We start from the raw sequence: 13623 nt of genomic DNA, 5'->3' as shown, positions 1-13623 counted from the left end.
GCCACCCGCTACGACAAGACCACCCAGTCCTACCAAGCAGCCGTCACCCTCGCAGCACTCCTGATGTGGGCGTGACATTTGACGACAGATCCTAGCGCGGCTGGAGGAATTCCAGGCGGTTGCCGACCGGGTCCCGCGAGTAGAAACGCAGCTGGCCGGGGAGGTTGTCGTCCCAGGTCACGGGCGCGCCGTGGGCGGCGAGGCGGGCGGCGTAGGCCTCGATGTCCCGTACTTCGAGGCCCGGATGGGCCTTCCCGGCGGGGCGGAAGTCGTCTTCGATGCCGAGGTGGAGGCGGACGGGGCCGGCCTCGAACCAGCAGCCGCCGCGGGCCGCGAGCACCGGCGGTTTGGGGACCTCGGTCATGCCGAGGACACCGGCGTAGTACGCGCGCAGCGCGTCCTCCGAGCCGGGCGGCGCCGCGAGCTGCACATGGTCGACGGCCACGAGCATCGTCAGTCCTCCTTCACGGCGACGGCGAACAGGCGGCAGAAGGGCAGGACGGTGCCGTAGGGCTCCCGCGGGTAGGCCGCGCGCAGCAGGTCGCGGTAGGCGGCGAGGAACGCGTCCCGCGCCTCGGGGTCGTCGGCGAGCGCGGTGAGGACGGGCCGCAGGCCGGTGCCCTTCATCCAGTCGAGGACCGGGTCCTCGCCGTCCAGGACGTGCAGGTACGTGGTCTCCCAGACGTCGGCGGCGCAGCCGAGGCGGGCGAGGCGGTCCAGGTAGGCGGCGGGGGTGTGCACGGAGTCGGTGCGGCGCGGGACCCCGGCGAGCCGGTCTCGCCAGCGCGGGTCGGCGGCCAGTTCGCGCAGCAGGACGTGCTGCCGGGCGTCGGTGTTGGCCGGCACCTGGAAGGCGAAGGTCCCGCCGGGGGCGAGGGCCCCGATCCAGTCAGCGAACCGGTCGAGGTGGCCGGGCACCCACTGGAAGGCGGCGTTGGAGACGATCAGGTCGTACGGCTCCTCGGGCGTCCAGGTGCGGGCATCGGCGTGGGCGAAGTCCAGCCGGCCGCCGCCGGGCGTGGGGCCCTCGTGCCGGGTGTGGGCGGTGTCCAGCATCTCGGGCGAGTTGTCGTACCCGGTGATGTGCGCGGTGGGCCAGCGCTCGGCGAGGGTGGCGGTGACGTTGCCGGGGCCGCAGCCGAGGTCGGCGATGCGGGGCCGGGCGCCGGGCAGGGCGGGGACGCGGGCGAGGAGGTCGGCGAAGGGGCGGGCGCGGTGGCCGGCGTGCCGGAGGTACTGGCCGGGGTCCCAGGTCGGTGTCGTCATGGTCACCACCTTCCCGCCCCAACTCTCTTGATGTCAAGATACTCGCGTTGGAGATACTCGATTCCAAGAGACTTCATGTCGACACAACCACTACACTGATCTCATGGAGGACGAGGTCGATCGGCTGGTCGCAGCGTGGCGCCGGGAGCGTCCGGACCTCGATGTGGAGCCGCTGGAAGTGCTCAGCCGGGTGAGCCGGCTCGCCCGGCATCTGGACCGCGCCCGCCGGCTCGCGTTCGCGGAGCACCAGCTGGAGCCCTGGGAGTTCGACGTGCTGACCGCGCTGCGGCGCGCGGGCACGCCGTACCAGCTCTCCCCCGGACAGCTGCTGACCCAAACCCTGGTCACCTCGGGCACCATGACCAACCGGATCGACCGGCTGGCGAAGAAGGGCCTGGTCGAACGGCTCCCCGACCCCAGTGACCGCCGCGGTGTGCTGGTGCGGCTGACCGACACCGGCCGGGACCGCGCGGATGAGTCCCTCGCGGGGCTGCTGGCCCAGGAGCGGGCCATCCTCGGCGAGCTGTCCCGCGCGCAGCGGGCGGAACTGGCGGGTCTGCTACGCCAGTTGACCGCCCCGTTCGACAACATCCCCGGCTAGGTCCACCGGGCCCACCCCGGCCCGGCGGGCGAGGGCGACGGCGGCCAGGGTGGAGTGGACGCCGAGTTTGCCGAGGACGTTCTGCATATGGGTGCGGACGGTGTGCGGGGAGAGGAACAGCCGTTCGGCGACGGCCTTGCGGCCCAGGCCCGCGACCATGCAGCGCAGCACCTCCCGCTCCCTCGGGGTGAGGGACTCCACCAGGCGTTCGCTCTCGCTGCGGTGCCTGCGGGCGGCGGTCAGCTCCTTGAGCACGCCGGTCAGCAGGGCGGGAGGCAGATGCGTCTCGTCGCGCAGCACGCCCCGGATCACCGCGAGCAGCCGCGACAGGGAGCAGTCCTTGGCGACCCAGCCGCTGGCGCCGGCGCCGAGCGCGAGGGCGGCGCGGCGCGGGTCGTCCTTCCCGGCGAGGACCACGGTGCGTACGGCGGGCTGGGCGGCGCGCACCCCCGCGACCAGCGAGAGCCCGTCGACCAGCCCCTCTTCGTCCGCGTCCCGCACGGGCACCGGGGAGCGGCCGCCGGTGGGCTTGCCGCCCAGGTCGGCGTCGACCAGCAGGACGTCGTAGCGGCGGCCCTCGGCGACGGCCCGCTCCAGGCAGCGCAGCGCGGCCGGGCCGCTGCCGGCGGCGGCGACCTCGACATCGGGCTCGGCGGCCAGGGCGGCGGCGAGCGACTCGGCGAAGATGCGGTGGTCGTCCACGACCAGGACTCGGATACGAACCACAGAACCCCCTGAACGGCACCGGCCCCCACCGGTCGCTGTATCTCAGCGTACGGATACCGGCACGCAGCGGAAGGAGATTTACAGAACTGGCCGTCCGGCGCGTTTATGGTGTGCCGCATGTTTCGTATCGAGGCGGAAGTCGACAAGGCACGACAGGACTTGCTGCGCACCCGGCTGCTGGACGCCAACACGGCGGCCTCGCCGGTCCTGGCCGCCCTGCGCGGCACCCCCGCCGAGCGCGAAGTCCCGCTGCACGTCTGGGCCCTCGATCCGGCCGGGGCCCTCGCGGGCGGCCTGGTGGGTCACACCTGGACCGCCTGGCTGCACGTCACCTACCTCTGGGTGGACGCCCCGCACCGCGGCACGGGCCTCGGCTCCCACCTGCTGGCCCGCGCCGAACACCTCGCCACCGACCGCGGCTGCACCGCCGCCCGCCTGGAGACCTGGGACTTCCAGGCCCCGGCCTTCTACCGCCGCCAGGGCTACGACGTGGTCTGCGAGATCCCCGACTACCCGCCGGGAATCACGGAGTACACCCTGGTGAAACGGCTGGCCTGACGGCGGATCACGCCGAGGGGGGCGGCTCCGGCGGGCGCCTGCGACGCGGAGCGGCCGGCCGGTGGGCGAGCGGGAAGTCGGCCGGGGCAGCTCCGGAGGGCGTCCGGCTCCCGCTCCACCGGCGGGGGGCCGCCCATCCGCAGCCGCTCGATCGCCCGCTCGGCCCGGCGGGTCTCGGCGGACACCAGCCGGCACCCGAGGGCATGCGCGATCGGTTCGGCCCGCGCCCTGATCGACTCCCCGCCGCGGGCGTCAGAGCACCCGCCGCGCCCCCGCCGACGGCACCGCCTCGAAGATCCGGGGGATCGTGAAGCCCGCTGTCGTGAAGGCCTCTTCCAGGGCTTTGGTCAGGGTGGGGACCTCGGCGGTTTCCGTGAGGACGATGGCCGAGCCGCCGAAGCCGCCGCCGGTCATGCGGGCGCCGAGGGCGCCGTGCGCGAGGGCGGTGTCGACGACCAGGTCCAGTTCCGGGCAGGAGATGCGGAAGTCGTCGCGCAGCGAGGCGTGGCCCTCGGTGAGGACCGGGCCGATCGCGCGGGGGGTGCCGGCGCGCAGCAGGGCGACCGTGCGCTCGACGCGCTCGTCCTCGGTGACGACATGGCGCACCAGGCGGCGGATCTCCTCCTCCTCGCCCAGCCGGTCCAGCGCCGCGTCCAGGTCGGCGTAGGCGATGTCGCGCAGGGCGTCGACGCCGAGCAGGGCCGCGCCCTTCTCGCAGCCGGCCCGGCGCTTGCCGTACTCGCCGCCGCTGTGGGCGTGCTTGACCTGCGTGTCGACCACCAGGAGGCGCAGGCCCCCGGCCGCGAGGTCGAAGGGGATCTGCCGCTGGGACAGGTCGCGGGTGTCGAGGAAGAGGGCGTGGCCCGGCTCGCAGCAGGCGGCGGCGGTCTGGTCCATGATGCCGGTCGGCGCGCCGACGTAGACGTTCTCGGCGCGCTGGCACAGCCGGGCCAGCTGCCAGCGGGCGAGGCCGAGGCCGTACAGCTCGCCGAGGGCGAGGGCGATCACGACCTCCAGGGCGGCGGAGGAGGACAGGCCGGCGCCGGTGGGCACGGTCGAGGAGAGGTGGATGTCCGCGCCGGTGACCGCGTGGCCCGCCTCGCGCAGGGCCCAGACGACGCCCGCCGGGTACGCCGTCCAGCGCGGGTCGCTGCCCGGCGCGAGCGCGTCGAGGCGCAGCTCGACGACGCCCTGGGCCATGTCCGCCGAGTGCAGGCGCAGCAGGCCGTCGGCGCGGCGGGAGACCGCCGCGAGTGCCTGGTGGGGCAGCGCGAACGGCATGACGAAGCCGTCGTTGTAGTCGGTGTGCTCGCCGATCAGGTTGACCCGTCCCGGCGCCGCCCACACTCCCTCCGGGCGCGCTCCGTACAGCTCGGCGAAGCGCTCGGCGACCTGCTGTGCCCCCACTAGTCCTCCTTGGCCAGGTTCTGCGCGAACTCCCAGGCGTCCGCGACGATGCCCGCGAGATCCGCGCGGGTCGGGTTCCAGCCCAGCTTCTCGCGGGCGGTGTCCGCGGCGGCGACCAGGACGGCCGGATCGCCGCCCCGGCGCGGGGCGGCGACCTCGGGGATCGGGTGCCCGGTGACCTCGCGGACGGTCTCGATGACCTCGCGCACGGAGAAGCCGTTGCCGTTGCCCAGGTTGCAGATCAGGTGCTCGCCGGGGCGCGCGGCCGTCAGCGCCAGCAGGTGCGCGTCGGCGAGGTCGGCCACGTGGATGTAGTCGCGCACGCAGGTGCCGTCGGGGGTCGGGTAGTCGTCACCGTAGACGGAGATGGCCTCGCGGCGGCCCCGGGCGACCTGGAGGACGAGCGGGATGAGGTGCGACTCGGGGTCGTGGCGCTCGCCGTACGCGCCGTACGCGCCCGCCACGTTGAAGTAGCGCAGCGAGACCGCCGCGAGGCCGTGGGCGTGCGCCTCGCTGGTGATCATGTGGTCGACGGCGAGCTTGGACGCCCCGTAGGGGCTGGTCGGGCGGGTCGGGGCGGTCTCGGTGATCGGGACCTGCTCGGGCTCGCCGTAGGTGGCGGCGGTGGAGGAGAAGACGAGGGTGCGCACGCCCGCCTCGCGCATCGCGCCGAGCAGCGCGAGGGTGCCGGCGACGTTGTTGTCCCAGTACTTCTCGGGCTTCACCACGGACTCGCCGACCTGGGAGAACGCGGCGAAGTGCAGCACGCCGTGGTAGGAGGCGTCGAGCCACTTGGCGGCGTCGCGGATGTCGCCCTCGACGAAGGCGGCGCCGGGCGGGACGCCCTCCCTAAAGCCGGTGGAGAGGTTGTCGAGGACGGTGACCTCGTGTCCGGCCTCCAGCAGATGCTGGGCCACCACGCTGCCGACGTATCCCGCGCCACCCGTCACCAGGTACTTCATGAAGTCGCTACCTCTCGCAGTCGCTCGGCCGCGCGTTCCGGCGGCACGTCGTTGATGAACACGCTCATGCCGGACTCGGAACCCGCGAGAAACTTCAGCTTGCCGGAAGTGCGGCGGATGGTGAAAAGCTCCAGATGGAGCGCGAAGTCCTCCCGCGTCACCCCGTCGAGACCGGCGAGCGCCCCGAACGGCGCCTGGTGCCAGGCGGCGATGTACGGCGTCGGCGGCTCGCCGGGCCCGAAGATCCGGTCGAAGCGCCTCAAGAGTTCCAGATACACCTGGGGGAATTCTGTGCGCGCCGCCTCGTCCAGCGCGAGCAGATCGGGGACGCGGCGCTTGGGATACAGGTGGACCTCGTACGGCCAGTGCGCCGCGTACGGCACGAAGGCCACCCAGTGTTCACCCTCCAGGACGACCCGCTCACCGGCGCGTTCCCTCTCCAGGACGGCGTCGAACAGGTTCTCCCCGCCATGTGCCGCCCGGTGCGCGGCGAGCGAGCGGAGCATCAGCGTGGTGCGCGGGGTGATGAAGGGGTAGGCGTAGATCTGTCCGTGCGGGTGACCGAGGGTCACACCGATCTCGGCGCCGCGGTTCTCGAAGCAGAACACCTGCTCGACACAGGGCAGCTGCGACAGCTCCGCCGTGCGGTCGGTCCACGCGTCCAGCACCAGGCGCCCCTGCTCGGGGGTGAGATCGGCGAAGGAGGCGTCGTGGTCGGAGGTGAAGCAGACGACCTCGCAGCGTCCGGAGTCGCCGGCGAGCGAGGGGAAGCGGTTCTCGAAGACGACGACGTCGTACGAGGAGTCCGGGATCTCGCTGAGCCGCTCGCCCTCGGTCGGGCACAGCGGGCACTGGTCGGCCGGCGGGTGGTAGGTGCGGCCCTGCCGGTGGGAGGCGACGGCGACCCGGTCGCCGAGCAGCGGATCGCGGCGGATCTCGGAGGTGGTGGCCGTGCGGTCCAGCGGGCGGCAGTCGACGGCGTCGCGCACGGTGTCGTCCCGCAGGTCGTAGTAGATCAGCTCGCGACCGTCGGCCAGCAGGGTCGGGGTCTTCTTCACGCCGGACTCCTCTCAACAGAATCAAACATAACAGACCACAACCCGACACAGAATCAGATCATCACAATCGAACAAAGATCACCATCACAACTGTTCATTTTCTAAACACACAGGCGTAGGTTCCGCTCTGATCAGTTCGCGCAACGAAGCGAGTTCTTATGCAAACGTCCACATACGCGTATACGTATCTGGCGGCGGCCGAGCTACGGCTCCCGACCAACTGGCTGGACTACACGATCCTGGCGATCTACTTCGTCGTCGTGCTCGGCATCGGCTTCGCCGCCCGCCGGTCGGTCAAGACCAGCCTCGACTTCTTCCTCTCCGGACGCTCGCTGCCCGCCTGGATCACCGGCCTCGCCTTCATCTCGGCGAACCTGGCGGCCACCGAGATCCTCGGCATGGCCGCCAACAGCGCCCAGTACGGTGCCTACACCGTGCACTGGTACTGGATCGGCGCCATCCCCGCCATGGTCTTCCTCGGCCTGGTGATGATGCCGTTCTACTACGGCAGCAAGGTCCGCTCGGTCCCCGAGTTCCTGCTGCTGCGCTTCGACAAGGCAGCCCATCTGCTCAGTTCGATCCTGTTCGCCTTCGCCGCGATCCTGATCGCCGGCGTCAACCTCTACGCCCTCGCGATCGTGGTCGAGGCCCTGCTCGGCTGGCCGCAGTGGGTGGCCATCGTGGTCGCCGGCGCCTTCGTGCTCGCGTACATCACGCTGGGCGGCCTGTCCTCGGCGATCTACAACGAGGTGCTCCAGTTCTTCGTGATCCTGGCCGCGCTCATCCCGATCACCATCCTCGGGCTGCGCAAGGTCGGCGGCTGGGGCGGGCTGACCCACAAGCTCGCCGAGACCCACGGGCACAACTTCACCACCGCGTGGGGCGGCACCGGGATCGGCAGCAGCAACCCGCTCGGCGCGAACTGGCTGACGATCGTGCTCGGCCTCGGCTTCGTGCTCTCCTTCGGCTACTGGACCACCAACTTCGCCGAGGTGCAGCGGGCCCTGTCCGCGAAGAACCTCTCGGCGGGCCGGCGCACGCCGCTGATCGCCGCGTACCCGAAGATCTTCATCGTCTTCCTGGTGATGATTCCGGGCCTGGTCGCGGCCGCGCTGGTGCCCGGCATCGGCACCAGCGGCTCCGGGCTCCAGTACAACGACGCCATCCCGTACCTGATGCAGGAGCTGCTGCCCAACGGTGTGCTCGGCATCGCGGTCACCGGTCTGCTCGCCGCGTTCATGGCCGGCATGGCGGCCAACGTGTCGTCCTTCAACACCGTGTTCACCACGGACATCTGGGCGAAGTACGTGGTGCGCGGACGGGAGGACGCGTACTACGTCCGGTTCGGCCGGTGGATCACCGTGATCGGCGTCTGCGCGTCGGTGGGCACGGCGTTCCTCGCGTCGTCGTTCTCGAACATCATGGCCTACCTCCAGACCCTGTTCTCCTTCTTCAACGTGCCGATGTTCGTCGTCTTCATCATCGGCATGTTCTGGAAGCGGGCGTCGGTCAAGTCCGGCTTCTGGGGGCTGCTCGCGGGCACCGTCACCGCGATGGTCAACTACTTCGTCCTCTACAAGAAGGGGATCATCTCCATCCCCTCCGACCAGGGCGCCAACTTCGTGTCGGCGATCGCCGGGTTCGTCGCCGGCGCGGTGGTGATGGTCCTGGTGTCGCTGTTCACCAAGCCGAAGCCCGCGCAGGAACTCCAGGGCCTGGTCTACGGCACCCGGTCGCCGGGGATGTCCGAGCCGCCGGCGCCCGGTGACGACGCGTGGTACCGCAGGCCGGCGCTGCTGGGCTGGGGTGCGGTCGTGCTGGCCGCCGTCTGCTACATCCCGTTCTCGTTCTGACGCGGGAGGATCGAGGGAACATGTCCGAGAACTCCGAACACCACTACACCGAGGGCGATATCGCGCGCGAGGTCACCGAGCTGGAGACCAAGTCGGCGACGGCGTCCCGCATCTTCGACCTGCGCCGGATCATCGGCGGGCTTTTCGTGCTCTACGGCGTGATCGTCACCATCGCCGGGATCACGGATTCGCGGTCCGCTATCGACAAGGCGCAGGGGGTCAACATCAACCTGTGGACCGGGATCGGGATGCTGGTGCTGGGTGTCTTCTTCCTGGTGTGGCTGAAGATGCGTCCGATGCCTGCGGCTCCGCAGCAGGAGGACTAGCGCCTCGGGGGGCGGGTCCGTCCGCCGAGTGCGGCCGCGTCGTGGCTGATCGCGCAGTTCCCCGCGCCCCCTGACGGGGCGCTGTGGCGGGGCCGGGAGCTATGTTCCCGGCCCCGCCGCGCGGTCCAGCAGGCCCGTGCGCGCGGCCAGTGCCGCCGCCTCCAGGCGGGAGCCGACGCCCAGTTTCATCAGCACCCGCTGCACATGCGTCCGCGCCGTGCTCGGTGCTATCCGCATACCGGAGGCGATCACGCGGGTGTCCTCGCCGTCGGCGACCCGCACGAGGACCTCGACCTCGCGCGGCGTCAGCACGCTCAGCAGGCGCTGGGCCTCGTCGTCGGGCTGGGCGGCGGGGTTCAGCAGTTCCCCGAACGCCTCCTGGAGGAGCGCCGGGGCCACCGCCGACTCGCCCGCCCGTGCCTTCAGGAGCGCGCGCTCGACCCCCTCGATGCGCTCGTCGTGCCGTACGTATCCCGACGCCCCGGCGGCGAACGCCGCGGCGATCCCGCGCGGCGAGGGCACCGGACCGAGCACCACCACCGCCACCTGCGGCCGCTCCCGCTTGATCTTCGCCACCGGGTCGAAGGCCCCCGGCTCGGCCGGGGCAGCCGTGCCCAGCAGGCACACCTCCGGCGCCCGCGCGATCACCAGATCGGCGGCGCCCGCGGCGGGCGCGGCCGAGGCGAGCACCCGGTGCCCGCGCAGTTTCAGCGCCGATGCCAGCGCCTCCGCGAGCAGGCGATGGTCGTCCACGACCATGAGCCGTACTCCCATAGAGAAACCCCCCAGTCCCGCCCATGGATGCCCCACTATGGACGTCCACCGGCCCGAAGGACAGAGGGCCCCCCGGCACCCCGCCCCTTTGCATGCCCCCGGAAGCTACACGCTTGTTCGACGCCATGCCGCCCCTGGACAGCAGAAGTGCCCCGGACCGATGACATCCGGGGCACCGCTGACCAAGTCACCCGTCCGGGTGATTGTGTGGGGGCGGTCAGCCGTCCGTGCCGAAGGCCAGCACCAGGTACGACTTGTCGTCGCCCGCGGCCACCTTGTCGACGAAGACGTCGGACATGTACAGCCGGCCGTTTCCGAACAGGATCTCCGCGTAGTCCGGCAGCATGCTGTCCTCCGCGCGCCGGGAGCTCTCCGTGGCCGGGTTCTCCAGGAGCTTGGTCTGCTTGAAGGTGGAGCCGTCGATGCTGACGATCTGTCCGCCCTTGTCGTACGGCGGCTTCTTGTAGGCGATGAGGTTGGCGCCGTCCATGCGCAGCGGCGACAGCAGATAGCCGTCCCCGGCCTCGGCGCGCTGGCCGGTGGGCTTGCCGGTGGTCAGGTCGAAGGCGACGACCTCGTTGGTGGTGCTGTAGGAGGTGCCGCTGCCGTCGTGCTCCTCCGTGGGCACGAACAGCTTGCCGCCACCGACGACGACCTCGTGGCAGTCCTCGATGCGGGTGATGCCGTCGCAGCGGCCGCCGTAGGTCTTGCCGGGCGCGGAGATCCGGGCGAGCAGCTTGCCGGTCTTGTTGTCGATGGAGAAGTAGTCCGAGATGCCGCTGCCGTCGCCCGCGCTGTCGCCGACGTCGGCGGCCACCACCAGCGGGTCGGTGGAGACGACCGAGGCGTACTCGATGCCCGGATCCATCTTGTACTCGGAGAGGACCTTGCCCGACCGCGGGTCGATGGTCTGGATGGACAGCCGGGTGTTGTCCGACTCGCCGCAGCTGCGCACCGCGACCAGCTTGGCGCCGCCGCCGTACCCCGCGTCGTAGCAGTCCTCGCCCTGCTTCGGCTGCCACAGCGGCTTGCCGGAGTCGATGTCGAAGGCCGCGCCGCCGTTGCTGTCGCCGAGCGCGACGGTGTGCTGGGAGACCGTCACGTTCTGGTAGTTGATCGGGTAGTCACCGACCTTGACGGTCTTCGTCCACAGCTTTTTGCCCGCGTCGAGGTCGATCGCCGCGATGTCGGAGCAGCCGTCGTACTTCTTGTTCGTCGGCTGGTAGGTGATCGCGGTCTTGTCGTCGGCGGTCATGTGCCGGCTGGCCGCGCAGACCGGGCCGGGCAGCTTGACCGTCCACAGCCTGGTGCCCTTGGCGGGGTCGTAGCCGACGATCTCGTCCACGCCGGTCTTGGCGTACACCTTGCCGGTCAGCCAGGAGCCGGAGGTGCTCACCGTGTCCTGCACGGAGGGCGAGGGGACCTGGAAGAGGACCTTGGCGGCCGGGTTCGCCGGCACCTTCTCCTTGCCGCCGGTCGAACCGCCGGAGCCCTTGTCCTGGCCTCCGCCGCCGGTGCCGCCGGAGGAGGCGGAGTCCTGCTTGGTGCCGCCGTCACCGGAGCCCGCGTACCAGATGCCGCCGACGACGATCAGCGCGATGACGACGACCGCCGCGATGACGATGTACAGCGCGCTGTTGCCCCGCCCGCCACCGCCGCCCCGCTGCTGCATCGGCATGGTCGGGGGCTGGCCCGGATAGCCGTAGCCCGGCTGCCCGGACTGCTGCATGGGCTGGGTGGGCATGGCGTACGGGTTCTGCTGCGGCGCCCCGTAGGGGGCGGGGGGCTGGGTGCCGTACGGGTTCGGGGGCGCGGCGGGGTAGCCGTAGCCGGCCGGCGGGGCCGGGGGCGCCTGCTGGGGGTAGCCGTAACCGGGGGCCGGCTGCTGCGGATAGCCGTAGCCGGGGGCCGGCTGCGGGGGGCCGGCCGGCGGGGCCGGCTGGTCCTGCCGCGGGGGCTGCTTGTCCAGCGAGGGCGGCGGGGTGGGCGGGGCCGGCTGCGGCGGGGACGACGGGGGCGGCGGGCCGAAACCCCCCTGCTGCGGGGGCTGGTTCGGCGGGGGCGGGGGCGGCTGGGTCATGACTCGGGTACCTCGGTGACACTCGGAAGACCGGACGGCGGACGGAAGGGGAGGAGGGCCGGGAAGCGGGCCGGGCTCAGTTGCCGAAGGCCATGATCAGCTTCTCCTTCGCCTCGTCGCTGCCGTTCAGCCGGCCGGACGAGATGATGAAACGACCGTCGGCCCAGTCCACGACGCCGTCGTAGAAGGTGTCCTCGATCTCCGCGGTGCCCTGCGGGTTCTGGAGCAGCTTCGTCGTGGTGTGGGTGGAGCCGCCGGTCGGGATCGAGACCACCTGGCCGCCCGCGTCGTACGACGGCTGCACATACGCGATGAGCTTGCCGCCCTCGACCTTCATCGGGGCCATCGGCTCGTTTGCCGGGGACTTGACCCGCCACTTCGCGGTGCCGGTGGAGAGGCTGATCGCGACGATCTCGTTGGCGGTGGACGTGGTGTCCGTGGGCAGGTAGAGCGTGTCGGCGTCGGCCGCGACGCCCTGGCAGCCCTGGAGGTCGCGCTCCAGGATCGCCCAGCCGCAGCTCGGGGAGAACTTCTCGTCCACCTTGACCTGCGAGCGGAATTTTCCGTCCGCGGTGAAGGTGGAGATGTTCCACACCTTCTTGTCGTCGTTGGTCAGATAGACCACGAGCGGATTCATCGAGTACACCCGGCTGACCTGCCAGCCCTTCTTCAGGGGCTGGGTCCACCGCACCTTGCCGGTGGCCGGGTCGAGTTCCTGGAGCTCGTCGTGCTCGCCGCTGGTCGAGGCCCCGCAGGACGCCACCTGGACGAGCTTGCCGGCGCCGCCCGCGTACCCGGCGGGGAAGCAGGCGTTGCCGTAGCGCTTCTTGTCGTACAGCTTCTTGCCGCTGTCGATGTCGTAGGCGGTGCCCGACTCGGCGCGGCCCACCATCAAGGTGCTGCCCGCCACGCTGAGTTCGACGTTGAGCGCGCTGTCGAACAGCCCGCCGTCGGCGACCTGGGCGCTCCAGCCCTTCTTGCCGGTGGCGAGGTCGAGCTGGACGAGCTGGTTGCACTTGGCGTTGTCGCTGGTGCCGTTCATGTACGCCACGACGACCTTGCCGTCGTCCGACTTCTGCGGGGTGACCGCGCAGATCTTCTGCGGGAAGGTGACCGGACCCCAGGGAGAGGAGCCGTTGCCGGTGTCGTAGGCGAAAACCTGCTTGTACGCCGCCTTCACCACGGTGTTCCCGGCGACCCACATGCCGGGGGCGTCGGCGCCCTCGCCCGGCGCGTCCGGGGCGGACTTGTACCAGAGGACCTTCGCCTCGCCGGGCGCGCGGCCCTTGTTGAGGTCCTCGGGGTCGTCGCCGCCGGTGGACGAGGAGGAGGCCGAGGGGGCGCCGGACGAGGTCGGCGCGCCGCTGCCGCTCTGCTCGGCCACGGGCTTCTTCTTGCCGTCGCCGCCGCTGGTGACGGCGTAGACGGTGCCGGCTATGACGAGCAGCGCGGCCGCCGCGGCGCCCACGATCAGCGCCGTCTTCTTCTTGTTGCCGCCGCCGCTGTGGGGCGGGAAGGGGGCGCCGGGCGCGGTGCCGGGGGCGCCGGGGTACGGCGGCTGCGGCGGGAAGCCGTAACCGGGCTGGGGCTGCTGCCCGTAGGGGCCCGGCTGCGGGGGCTGCTGCGGGTAGCCGTAGGGGCCGGGGGCAGCGGGGGTGGCGTAGGGGCCGGGCGCGCCGGGGGTTCCGGGTGCCGTAGGGGTTCCGTAGGGGCCGGGCTGCTGCGGGTAGCCGTAGCCGGGCGCGGGCGGGGCCGGGGGTGCGGGCGGCTGGGAGGGGACCGGCGGCGGGGCGCCGAAGCCGCCGTTTCGCGGCGGCTCGTTCCCCGGAGACTGATTCCCCGGATCCCGCGGGTCCGCCGATGCCTCCGGACCCTTCGGGTCTCTGGGATCTCTCGGATCCTGCGGTGCTCCGAAGCCGCCGCTGGGCGACTGGTCGGGCGGCTGAGTCATCAGCGCTCTCCCCCTCGTTCACTGATTTTTAGCCACGCCCTGAGGTTCTCTACGGACCCAA

At 71.4% G+C, this 13623-nt stretch carries 13 protein-coding genes; 4 read left to right on the top strand and 9 right to left on the bottom strand.

Annotated elements, in window-relative coordinates; genetic code table 11:
- Positions 1–91: 91 nt before the first annotated feature.
- Both AC069R_RS31000 and AC069R_RS30995 read right to left on the bottom strand, forming a co-directional pair.
- Positions 92–451: a VOC family protein gene (locus tag AC069R_RS31000; protein WP_478770045.1), complete on the bottom strand. Its 360-nt coding sequence runs from the start codon at positions 449–451 to the stop codon at positions 92–94.
- Between the two features lie 2 nt (positions 452–453).
- On the bottom strand, positions 454–1266 hold the full coding sequence (locus AC069R_RS30995; RefSeq protein WP_478770044.1) for a trans-aconitate 2-methyltransferase: 813 nt from the start codon (positions 1264–1266) through the stop codon (positions 454–456).
- A 103-nt stretch (positions 1267–1369) separates the two neighbouring features.
- On the opposite strand from AC069R_RS30995, the gene tamR reads away from it, so the two are divergent.
- Positions 1370–1867: a MarR family transcriptional regulator TamR gene (gene tamR / locus AC069R_RS30990; protein ID WP_397985550.1), complete on the top strand. Its 498-nt coding sequence runs from the start codon at positions 1370–1372 to the stop codon at positions 1865–1867.
- On the opposite strand, the gene AC069R_RS30985 is transcribed toward tamR, so the two are convergent.
- Positions 1826–2593, bottom strand: a complete 768-nt coding sequence (locus tag AC069R_RS30985) for a LuxR C-terminal-related transcriptional regulator (RefSeq protein ID WP_397985549.1) — start codon at positions 2591–2593, stop codon at positions 1826–1828. The two genes, tamR and AC069R_RS30985, sit on opposite strands and share 42 nt — an antisense overlap.
- A 117-nt stretch (positions 2594–2710) precedes the next feature.
- On the opposite strand from AC069R_RS30985, the gene AC069R_RS30980 reads away from it, so the two are divergent.
- Complete coding sequence (locus AC069R_RS30980) at positions 2711–3151, top strand: GNAT family N-acetyltransferase (RefSeq protein WP_478770043.1); 441 nt, start codon at positions 2711–2713, stop codon at positions 3149–3151.
- 252 nt (positions 3152–3403) lie between these two features.
- Here AC069R_RS30980 and galK read toward each other — a convergent pair whose 3' ends face one another.
- The 3 genes from galK to galT are packed head-to-tail and all read right to left on the bottom strand — an operon-like array spanning position 3404 to position 6578.
- Entirely contained in the window at positions 3404–4558 is a 1155-nt protein-coding gene (gene galK / locus AC069R_RS30975) for a galactokinase (protein WP_478770042.1), read from the bottom strand.
- Complete coding sequence (gene galE, locus AC069R_RS30970) at positions 4558–5520, bottom strand: UDP-glucose 4-epimerase GalE (protein ID WP_478770041.1); 963 nt, start codon at positions 5518–5520, stop codon at positions 4558–4560. The genes galK and galE overlap by 1 nt, the downstream gene beginning before the upstream one ends.
- Positions 5517–6578 (bottom strand): galactose-1-phosphate uridylyltransferase, encoded by a 1062-nt coding sequence (gene galT, locus AC069R_RS30965; RefSeq protein WP_478770040.1) that lies wholly within the window; start codon positions 6576–6578, stop codon positions 5517–5519. The genes galE and galT overlap by 4 nt, the downstream gene beginning before the upstream one ends.
- Positions 6579–6736: 158 nt before the next feature.
- Between galT and AC069R_RS30960 the strand changes: the two genes are divergently transcribed.
- Both AC069R_RS30960 and AC069R_RS30955 read left to right on the top strand, forming a co-directional pair.
- Entirely contained in the window at positions 6737–8431 is a 1695-nt protein-coding gene (locus AC069R_RS30960) for a sodium:solute symporter family protein (protein WP_478770039.1), read from the top strand.
- Positions 8432–8451: 20 nt separating this feature from the next.
- Positions 8452–8757, top strand: coding sequence for a hypothetical protein (locus AC069R_RS30955; protein WP_478770038.1), 306 nt, complete (start codon positions 8452–8454; stop codon positions 8755–8757).
- A gap of 99 nt (positions 8758–8856) precedes the next feature.
- Here AC069R_RS30955 and AC069R_RS30950 read toward each other — a convergent pair whose 3' ends face one another.
- From AC069R_RS30950 to AC069R_RS30940, 3 genes are all read right to left on the bottom strand, one after another.
- Entirely contained in the window at positions 8857–9531 is a 675-nt protein-coding gene (locus AC069R_RS30950) for a helix-turn-helix transcriptional regulator (protein WP_478770037.1), read from the bottom strand.
- Between the two features lie 217 nt (positions 9532–9748).
- Positions 9749–11611 carry an outer membrane protein assembly factor BamB family protein gene (locus AC069R_RS30945; RefSeq protein WP_478770036.1) on the bottom strand — a complete coding sequence of 621 codons (1863 nt, stop codon included), beginning with the start codon at positions 11609–11611 and terminating at the stop codon, positions 9749–9751.
- Between the two features lie 76 nt (positions 11612–11687).
- Entirely contained in the window at positions 11688–13562 is a 1875-nt protein-coding gene (locus AC069R_RS30940; RefSeq protein WP_478770035.1) for an outer membrane protein assembly factor BamB family protein, read from the bottom strand.
- Positions 13563–13623: the final 61 nt, after the last annotated feature.

The sequence above is a fragment of the Streptomyces sp. NPDC043952 genome (genome assembly GCF_056435325.1).
The sequence above is the reverse complement of the archived record's forward strand: the minus strand, read 5'-3'. Positions and strand labels throughout refer to the sequence as shown.

Excerpts from the sequence above, each read along its gene's own strand:
- AC069R_RS30955 (WP_478770038.1), top strand. The coding sequence starts at position 8,452 with ATGTCCGAGAACTCCGAACACCACTACACCGAGGGCGATATCGCGCGC.
- galE (WP_478770041.1), bottom strand. The coding sequence starts at position 5,520 with ATGAAGTACCTGGTGACGGGTGGCGCGGGATACGTCGGCAGCGTGGTG.
- AC069R_RS30960 (WP_478770039.1), top strand. The coding sequence starts at position 6,737 with ATGCAAACGTCCACATACGCGTATACGTATCTGGCGGCGGCCGAGCTA.
- AC069R_RS30980 (WP_478770043.1), top strand. The coding sequence starts at position 2,711 with ATGTTTCGTATCGAGGCGGAAGTCGACAAGGCACGACAGGACTTGCTG.
- AC069R_RS31000 (WP_478770045.1), bottom strand. The coding sequence starts at position 451 with ATGCTCGTGGCCGTCGACCATGTGCAGCTCGCGGCGCCGCCCGGCTCG.
- AC069R_RS30995 (WP_478770044.1), bottom strand. The coding sequence starts at position 1,266 with ATGACGACACCGACCTGGGACCCCGGCCAGTACCTCCGGCACGCCGGC.
- AC069R_RS30950 (WP_478770037.1), bottom strand. The coding sequence starts at position 9,531 with ATGGGAGTACGGCTCATGGTCGTGGACGACCATCGCCTGCTCGCGGAG.
- AC069R_RS30945 (WP_478770036.1), bottom strand. The coding sequence starts at position 11,611 with ATGACCCAGCCGCCCCCGCCCCCGCCGAACCAGCCCCCGCAGCAGGGG.
- tamR (WP_397985550.1), top strand. The coding sequence starts at position 1,370 with ATGGAGGACGAGGTCGATCGGCTGGTCGCAGCGTGGCGCCGGGAGCGT.
- AC069R_RS30940 (WP_478770035.1), bottom strand. The coding sequence starts at position 13,562 with ATGACTCAGCCGCCCGACCAGTCGCCCAGCGGCGGCTTCGGAGCACCG.